2 protein-coding genes are annotated in these 1,087 nt (G+C 69.8%); both read left to right on the top strand.

What is annotated here, in order from left to right:
• A partial coding sequence (locus AC3WLE_RS30390; RefSeq protein ID WP_492363614.1) for a protein-L-isoaspartate(D-aspartate) O-methyltransferase occupies positions 1 to 603 on the top strand: 603 nt, incomplete at its 5' end.
• A gap of 8 nt (positions 604 to 611) precedes the next feature.
• Positions 612 to 1,087, top strand: a 476-nt coding sequence (locus AC3WLE_RS30385) for a LysM peptidoglycan-binding domain-containing protein (protein WP_492363613.1), incomplete at its 3' end; no start/stop codon positions are given.

The following is a 1,087-nucleotide window of genomic DNA, read 5'->3' as shown; positions in this document are numbered from 1 at the left end:
CTGTCGGCCATTGCCACCGTGCCGCGCCACCTGTTCGTCGAGCCGGGGCTGGCATCGCAGGCGTATGAGGACGCCGCGCTGCCGATCGGCCACCAGCAGACCATTTCCAAGCCGTCGGTGGTGGCGCGCATGATCGAGCTGCTGCGCGAGGGCCTGGCCGCCGACGCGCCGCTGGAGCGCGTGCTCGAGATCGGCACCGGCTGCGGCTACCAGGCCGCGGTGCTGAGCCAGGTCGCGCGCGAAGTCTTCTCGATCGAGCGCATCCGCCCGCTGCACGAGCAGGCCAAGGCCAACCTGCGGCCGCTGCGCGTGCCCAACCTGCGCCTGCACTACGGTGACGGCATGCTGGGGCTGCCCCAGGCGGCGCCGTTTTCGGCCATCATCCTGGCCGCGGCCGGCATGGAGGTGCCCGAGGCGCTGCTGGAGCAGCTGGCCATCGGCGGGCGCCTGATCGCCCCGGTGGCGGTGATGCCGCCGGCGGGCGTGCCGGGCCAGACCGTCACGCAGCAGCTGTTGCTGATCGAGCGGCGCAACCGCCATCGCTTTCACAGAACCGCGCTTGAAGCCGTTTTCTTTGTGCCCTTAAAATCGGGCACCATCTGAGTCGAACTATGCACAACATCGTGAAATCGCAATATTTCGCACGCGCCGGACAACTTTTTGCGGCCTCGGCGCTGACGGCCCTGCTGGCCGCCTGCGCCAATTCGCCGATGCCGGCACCCGTGGTTGACCGTACCTCCACTTCCGGTACCACGGCCGCGACGCTGGAACCGGCGCCCCCCGGATACTATCGGGTCAAGCGAGGCGATACTCTTTACCGTATCGCGCTGGAGAACGGCCAGTCGTATCGCGATGTGGCAACGTGGAACAACCTGACCAATGTGAACCAGATCGAGGTCGGCCAGCTGCTGCGCATCGTGCCGCCGGGTGCCGACGTCAACACTGCGCCCGGCGTGGCCACCATGCCAGTGGCGCCGGGCACGGTGCAGGCGCAGCCGATCGACCAGGCCCGCCCGGCCGCCACGCCGGTGCCGCCGGCTGCGGCCGCTTCGGCGCCTGCGGCAACGCCCGCCGCGCCCGCCGCGGC

The organism is Cupriavidus sp. FW306-1B-F12B, assembly GCF_058781795.1.
Note: the sequence above shows the minus strand (reverse complement) of the source record. Positions and strands in the feature narration are given on the sequence as shown.